Here is a 7,106-nt window from a genome sequence, read left to right as displayed (position 1 = left end):
GTGGGGTGTTTTGTTTTATCCGGGGGGGGGCCGTCCCTGGGGCTCTCGTGGGGGGGGGGGGGGTTTTGGGGGGGGGGGGGGGGCCCCCCCGGGGGGGGGGCCCCCTTTCGGATTTATCAGTCTGCCGCGCCAACTCGCGCGGCGCTCCTGCTCATCACGCGTACGAAGGAGTGCTGCAAGCGCTGCTTCGCTCCGCAAGGGAACGATCGGCACTTCACCGCGTCGAATCCCTGCTCTCGGCACCCTTGCCCCCCAAGCCCCAGCCGGGAGCGAAACCTAGCCAATAGGTTGGCGACCTCGACCCCGGTCGAGGTCGTTTACCCCTTTTCCCTCTGGCGACTGGACCGTCGCCGCTGCGGGGGGAGCGAGCGTCCGAGGCACTTAATCCGGACGTCGTCCTCGTCCAAAAACATCATCTGCGGCCCATCGAGGCGTTGCATGCGGACGAAGGACTGCGCGGACATCGGCCCCTCCAAGGATCCACGTGAATCTCCCCGGAAGATCTTTCTTGTCGAAGACGAAGCCTTGATCCGAATGATGCTCGTCGACATGCTCGAGGAGCTCGGACACGCCGTCGTCGCCGAGGCCGGGCATATCGAGGACGCGCTACGACTTGCGCACGATTCGGGCTTCGATATCGCCATCCTCGACATCAACCTCGGAGGATCGACGAGCCTGCCGGTGGCGGAGATTCTCGCGAAGAGAGCTGTGCCGTTCGTTTTCGCGAGCGGCTATGGGGAAGCCGATGTACCCGAGTGTTTCAAGAATAGGCCCATGCTGCGCAAGCCCTTCCATGTGGATGATCTTGACCGGGCGATCCAGGCGGCTGTCGCGGAGCATGGGAACTAGGTGCGATCGCTCTTCGAGCCGCTCGCCTGTGGGGGCGGATTAAGATCTGCCTCGAGTTCGGCTATGATGTCCTGCAGCAGCCGTGCGGCCAGAGGATCGGTCGTCTCCGCGAAGCCTGCGGAATCGGTCCAGTTCTTCGAGGTGTTTTGGCAACCGATCGACCATGGTGTTCTCGCAGGCTCCGACACTCGTCTACGTCAGAGCCCGTCCATGGTTGCAGTTGAAATCCGAAAACACTTCGCCATTCTCAGGTATCGAGCGCGATCGAGACCTGCACCTCGCAGCCTTGCGGAAGGGGCTTTCTCGCGACCCTTCCCTTCATCTGGGTGGCGAGGAGGTTGATGAGCCGGGTGCCCAGTCCGCTCTTCGCTTCCGCGGAGCAACCGATCCCGTCGTCCCTAATCGACACGAGAACTTGGCCTTCCTTGGCCCGCAGCTCGACCTCCACCGAGCCGTGGCGGCCTCCGGAAACGCGTACTTGAAGCAGTTCGTCACGAGTTCGTTCACGATCAGCCCGATCGAGGCCGCCTGCGAGCTCCGCACCCAGATCTCGTCCGGGGACCTGCCCACGAGGGTGGAGCGCCATTCCCGCTCGATCCTGACGTTGGCTTCGGCCGCGCGAATGACAGCCTCGTCCCAATCCTTGGTCTTCAAGCTAAACTTGATCTCGGCCGGCATGCCGAATCCGCGGTACGCCACGGGCACGCGGCGGCGAAACCAGTAGAACTCTGAACGCGGATTTACCCACGGCTCGATCATGCGAAAACGGCTCACGGTGACCACCTGCGTGTACCACCGGACTTTTTCGGAAAGCCTTATTTTATAGGTTAAGCGGGAGTTTCAGCGGTTTCGGAGGGTCCGTGGCGGAGAGGGAGTCCTGTCAATCGCTTTGATTTGACGCATGTTTCTTTGCGCCTAGGGGCAATAACTACGGTCCTTACCCCGGTCATCTTCGCAGCATCACGACCGTAGTTTTGGGCCCACTAACGCGGTACGGGCGCCTCCTCGCCGGCCTTCCCTTGCGAGCGACTGCAGTGTAGTTGCTATCTCGGCAGCCGGTCAGTCTGCAGGTCAGATGCGGGTGCACGAGGAATTCTACCTGAGAACATGACTTTTAATCACGGGGTCCTGGGTTCGAGCCCCAGCGCGCTCACCAAGCCAAATCAAAGACTTAGCTTTGATTTTCCTCGCTCCGTCGAAAAGCAATTTTGCCTTGTGCACACACAGTGCACACAGCGTGAGGGAGCGCCGCAATGGCTGATCTCACGGCGCTTTGAGCGCGAACTGCTCGCTGCTTGTCGCATCGCCCTTCGCCAGCTCGAATACGATGGCGACGACAAGACATCCTTCCATGGCGCTGCCTGGGAGGCGCTGACGAAGGCAATCACCAAAGCTGAGGTGCGAGAGCGCGCCGGTGGAGGCCCGCCAAGCTAAGGCATTTGCGAGGCGGCCCAGCCCCTATGGCGCACGCCATGAACGGCGGGAAGTAGAGCGCCCGCCAGACCGCAGGATTGCTACCGGCTGGCGCCAAGCGGGAGGCCGTGTGCGGTTGGAACACTGCGCCAACCTGACGATTATGGGTCAACATGTCGATGACGAGAGCGCCCGGTCAGCGCTCCCGCCTTCACCGGAAGGGAGTAGAGCCATGACCATCAAGCGTCGTAACCGAACCAAACATGCTAAGACATTTGAAGAGCGACTGGCCGAAGAGGCTGCGCGCTTCAAGGAGGCCGCAGCACAGTTGCCGCCCGGCCCCCAGCGGGAGCTCTACCTCAGACGAGCCCGCCAGGCCGATACTGCCGCGAACATCAATGAATGGTTGACCTCTCCCGGTCTGCAGCCGCCAACCGCGCTGGAGAATATGCAGGTAGGAGGACCGGCAAAGCGAGATCGAGTCGCCTCGGATTAGAAACCAGGGCGCTAGTTGCCGCATTGAACGAAATGGCAGAGTCGTTTGGCAGTTCGTTTTCGGTCGTTCAAGTGACGGCGGACGACACAACAACGCAAATTTGGATCGCACTCGCTAAACCGAGTCAGGCGCTGACATTGGTTCTCGCTGCCCGCTACCGCTTTCCCAGGAGCCTTTCATTTACTCACACGGGACGTGATTTCGATTATCCCTTTTGAGTAGGGCGCGCTAAGCGTGTCGAAGAGCTTAACCTTCAGCCTGGTGATGGGAGGTATTGCAGGAGGAGTATCGCAGATGCCCGAGTCACATCGGCGGTGGAGTGAAGAAGATATCTCCGAGCTCAAGAGCCTGGCGGGGAAGATGCCAGTTGGCCAGATTGCCGCTAAACTGGGCCGGAGCGAAGGTGCTGTCATGGTGGAAGCTTCGAAGTTGAAGCTCTCGCTTCGCGTTCATCGAACGCAACACCCGCAAACCGCCTCGGCTTAGCTTTTCAGCTCAGCCGCCGGTTAATGCGCGTTGCAGCGGGGACGCCCCACCCTCGCGGGTGAGGCGCTACGGCGGCGCGGTCAACGGCCCTACTGGCGCGCGCCAAGCAGAATCACCTCATCATCCGAAGTTCGCTTCGCCCACGCAGCGCGTGCGTGTTCTAGCCGGAGCAAACCGTCCCGATCGTGGCTCGCGGCCCACGTGTTTAGGCTGTCTGTGGATGCCCCTTGAGAAGGACGTGAAGACCGCCCTTGTGAACAACGGGGTCGCAACCACTTAGCTCTTAGCCCGGAATAAAGGTCTTCGCAAAGAAAGGTCTGGATGGGTCGATTTTGATGGTGGCGCCGCCGCTAAGATTAGTCATTGGTATTATTTCCCTACCCCCGTCCCGCGAGCGTTCAGAGGACATGATTTCGTGGCATCATGATTCCATGAAGAAAACAACGAATGATCGCACGCTTCTACAGAAGCGGCCTGCTGTGACCGGGGCCCCGGTTATGGTCCGTATCCAGCCCGACATGGCCAAGGAATTAGTCGACTGGCGCCGTAGCCAAGGGCAGAGGCCATCCGCCGGCTGGGTGGAGATCGGACTGAAGGCCAAGAAATAGATGCCAGCGCGTGCCAGTCATCTGCCGACCAGCTCGGAGCGAGATGCATTGCAAAAACTACGCGCGGGTCGCGAGCTGACACTGAGAGCCCTTGAGCCCACCGGTCAGCGCACCATCGCAAACATGCTGTCGAAGAGCTGGATTGAACGTGGGAGCACGGCAGGAGCTAACCGGATCACGCCAGCAGGCCTCGCTGCCCTGCGCGTCAAGATACCCTAGCGCCGAGAGCTGATTCGCATTTCGCCGTCAAAGGCAGAGGAACCATCCTGCGGGCCAGAGATTTCTCTCTTGCTTCAGGTTTCCCCGGCCTGAGGCGCCTCAACAGCGGCCTCCGCGTTGCCCCCGCGGGGGCCGTTCTGCATGCGAGGCACCATGGACGAGAGCTTGAGGGTGATGCTTGCGATCGGCGCGACAGTGGCCGTCGCCGCTGGGGCGTTCTTTGCCACCCGTTTTATCGTGGGATTTTACGGCTAGACGTTGGTCCTCTTCGATAGCTGCTTGCGCAGCGCGTTTAGCTTGGACGTGTCTTCCTCCGCCGCCATCTACCGCCCCCGCTCGCTTTACCGAAAACGCCCCGTGGGGAAAGCTGGGTAGTTCCTTCCGCTCTACCCGGCACGCCTTGCGCATCTCAGCGATGGCTTGGAACGACGTGAAGTCCTTCCCGGCATACGCTCTGCGGCACCGCCGCCCGCGCTCAGCCTCGCGCCTAAGGCTATTCGCCGTCATGCCGCCGTCTGGGAATGCAAGTTTTGCGATCACCGACAGGCGCCGTGGGCGTGTCGTCATTCCAGTCGATCGAATCGGTCATGGACCGAATTTGGCGCGGCAAAGATGGCGGGTGGATGGAGATACGAATGAACGAAAACGAAAAATCGCCTCGCAAGCCGCGCGCGCCAATCCACGATCTGCCCCTCTACCCCAGCGAAGCGCAGATAGCGCGGGCTGTGCTCGGTGATCGCGCCAAAGACTGGAAGCGCATCGCTAAAGTCCTGGAGACCAAGGAGGGCTTGCCCAAGATCAGCGAGTTAATGGGTGGCAGATTCTGGCCAGCGGTGGTCGCGTTCTTTTACGGTTGGCAGCATATTTCGTTGGGTGGCAGCATTCCTGAAAATACGCCACCGTCGCGGTTTCGCATCGTCCCACCACCAAGGAGCAAGTGGGAGGACTAGAGGGCGCGCCACTCCTTGCGTGAGGCCGACGTCGGTGGCGCCCGCTAATTCTTCTCGATGGGAAGAATTTGGTTTGCTAGCCGGTTTGCCACCAGCCCTCTGCACTTCGACTTGCTCACGGATTTCTGGCGGTGTTGACGGGGCGGCGAGTGCGTAGAGAGCGGTAGCGCTTGAAATCTAAAATCATTTTAGATTTGTTGCCGTAGACCTCAGCGCGAGCGAACCTGGACGCGCTCGACTACCCCGCCAGATCGATCCCCTTTCCGCCCATCCTCCGCTGCGTCGGAGCAAGGCGGCGCCCTAATTGATCGTAGGACTATTTAGCGCGCGCCAAGGTTGCGGTACCGTCGCCACCACGCGAATCAGGGGTGCAGTATGAAACGGGTATTCATAAGCTTTCGCCACGAAGATAAGTCACAGGTCAATGGGCTGCGTCTGCTGGCCGCGAACGACAAGTTCGATATCGAATTTTACGATGAGTCGGTGCAGACCGCGATCGACAGCCAGAACGCTACATCAAATCGAAAATTCGCGAAAAAATCGCGCGGACGTCCGTTACCGTCTGTATGGTGAGCGCGCTCACGTACTCAAGTGCATGGGTCGACTGGGAGTTGGAGACGAGCTTCGCCAAGGGCAACAAGTTAATCTTCATGGGACTCAAGAACGGCCCGGAGACCATTCGGCTGCCGGCTTTGGCAAAGCAGCTGGGCCTTCCGTGGTATCTGTGGGATCATGATCATCTGGCGAGACTGATCGAGGCAAAATGATAGCGTCCACCGACGACGAGCCGAATTCCGGTTATCTGCGACTCGAGCAGCAAATCGAGTGGTATGACTCGAAGTCTGGGACTGCGCAGCGCTGGTTTAAGCGAGTAAAGCTGTGTGAATTTGTCCTGAGCGGCCTGGTTCCTATCACAGCCTTGCTGGCCAATGGCTGGGTGACCGCAACGATAGGAGCCGGTGCAGTGCTGCTCGAAGGCCTACAGCAACTGAACCAATGGCAGCACAACTGGATCACGTATCGCTCAACATGCGAGGCACTTCGCCACGAAAAATATTCTTTCATTGCGAGGTCCGGATCTTACGACGGAATGAACGACATCGAAGCTCACAAAGCTCTTGTTGAACGGGTTGAGTCTTTGGTCTCAACAGAGCACGCGAAATGGATAACTCGGCAGGAGTACGACCCTAAGAAGGTACCTCAGCAACAGACGGGGTAATTCTCAAAACCGATGCAAAGCTACCGAGTAGAACGAGGAAACAACATGGAGTTACGGCTTACCGACCTTAAGTGTCTTACTGCCGGTGAACATCCCTTCCGAGACGGAACTATTACGCTCCGTTCTCAACATATCGAAATGTTAAAGGAAGACCCAAACACCATCTTCAACGTAATCCGATCGCAGCCTATCGCAGGCAAGATTCGCTATGTGATCGGTACGGCAAAAGCATAATTGCGGTTCGCGGTGCTTGCGCCCTACTGTCGCGCTCGCATCGTGCAACTCGCGGTTGGCAGCGATGTCTGCAGCCGCGCCAGGCCACCCGCGTTACCAATCGCCGCCCGCCGCCTGCCACGCGGACCAATCTATCGGCCCCGGCTCAATCCTCTTGCCGGGTTGATCTTCAGGCCACACGTACGCGACGCGCTGCGTCACGCCGCTTGCTGCGACCGTTGTCAATATCGCGTGGCCGCCTACAACGTGGCGTCCATCGAAGCGTTTACGACGCTGGATTTCCATGCAGCAGCAGATAAGATTCGGGATCTATGTTCTCCACGTCGGTAATCAGGTCAAAGCCCGCCTTTTGAAACTCCTGGCGCGATGGCGGCGGCCTGATTCATGTCGCTTTGGAATTGGTCCAGCTTAGCGTCGAGCTGGACGACGAGATTTGATGATCCGGATGGCGATCTGGCTTATCCGGCCACTTGAAACCTAGCGTCCGCGTTTACCCTACCGCTCAAGCTTAATTTCAGCCTTCGATTGCGCTCGTCGGTTGCCCGATTACGCTGTCGTCACCGGACGAGTTGCCCTGTCCGGATTCAGCATGGCGACGCCGGCGTGCCATTATACTCGGCGCGTCGGCTTCG

General features: G+C 59.4%; 6 protein-coding genes and 1 pseudogene. 6 read left to right on the top strand and 1 reads right to left on the bottom strand.

Translation table 11 applies throughout. The features are described 5' to 3' along the window. The first annotated feature begins 438 nt into the window (after positions 1 to 438). Positions 439 to 849, top strand: coding sequence for a response regulator (locus AC0L3X_RS45510; protein ID WP_354100731.1), 411 nt, complete (start codon positions 439 to 441; stop codon positions 847 to 849). Between the two features lie 247 nt (positions 850 to 1,096). Here AC0L3X_RS45510 and AC0L3X_RS45505 read toward each other — a convergent pair whose 3' ends face one another. Then, the gene (locus AC0L3X_RS45505; RefSeq protein WP_144030584.1) at positions 1,097 to 1,435 is read right to left on the bottom strand and encodes an ATP-binding protein; all 339 of its coding nucleotides are present in this window, start codon (positions 1,433 to 1,435) and stop codon (positions 1,097 to 1,099) included. Between the two features lie 1,059 nt (positions 1,436 to 2,494). On the opposite strand from AC0L3X_RS45505, the gene AC0L3X_RS45500 reads away from it, so the two are divergent. From AC0L3X_RS45500 to AC0L3X_RS45480, 5 genes and pseudogenes are all read left to right on the top strand, one after another. Next, entirely contained in the window at positions 2,495 to 2,758 is a 264-nt protein-coding gene (locus tag AC0L3X_RS45500) for a hypothetical protein (RefSeq protein ID WP_245343917.1), read from the top strand. A 1,948-nt stretch (positions 2,759 to 4,706) separates the two neighbouring features. Beyond that, on the top strand, positions 4,707 to 5,021 hold the full coding sequence (locus AC0L3X_RS45495) for a hypothetical protein (RefSeq protein ID WP_201266096.1): 315 nt from the start codon (positions 4,707 to 4,709) through the stop codon (positions 5,019 to 5,021). 375 nt (positions 5,022 to 5,396) lie between these two features. Further along, positions 5,397 to 5,620: pseudogene (locus AC0L3X_RS45490) on the top strand (TIR domain-containing protein); the annotation flags it as partial. 12 nt (positions 5,621 to 5,632) lie between these two features. Next, complete coding sequence (locus tag AC0L3X_RS45485) at positions 5,633 to 5,788, top strand: hypothetical protein (RefSeq protein ID WP_354100745.1); 156 nt, start codon at positions 5,633 to 5,635, stop codon at positions 5,786 to 5,788. Beyond that, a complete protein-coding gene (locus AC0L3X_RS45480; protein ID WP_354134927.1) occupies positions 5,785 to 6,240 on the top strand; it encodes a DUF4231 domain-containing protein in 456 nt (151 codons plus the stop codon). Before AC0L3X_RS45485 ends, AC0L3X_RS45480 begins: the two co-directional genes overlap by 4 nt. Positions 6,241 to 7,106: the final 866 nt, after the last annotated feature.

The organism is Bradyrhizobium sp. MI1.7, from assembly GCF_055811795.1.
This window is presented reverse-complemented; position numbering and strand designations above follow the sequence as displayed.

Bases quoted from the DNA above. Each gene is read 5' to 3' on its own strand.
- AC0L3X_RS45510 (WP_354100731.1), top strand. From the start codon at position 439: ATGCGGACGAAGGACTGCGCGGACATCGGCCCCTCCAAGGATCCACGT.
- AC0L3X_RS45505 (WP_144030584.1), bottom strand. From the start codon at position 1,435: ATGGCGCTCCACCCTCGTGGGCAGGTCCCCGGACGAGATCTGGGTGCG.
- AC0L3X_RS45500 (WP_245343917.1), top strand. From the start codon at position 2,495: ATGACCATCAAGCGTCGTAACCGAACCAAACATGCTAAGACATTTGAA.
- AC0L3X_RS45495 (WP_201266096.1), top strand. From the start codon at position 4,707: ATGAACGAAAACGAAAAATCGCCTCGCAAGCCGCGCGCGCCAATCCAC.
- AC0L3X_RS45480 (WP_354134927.1), top strand. From the start codon at position 5,785: ATGATAGCGTCCACCGACGACGAGCCGAATTCCGGTTATCTGCGACTC.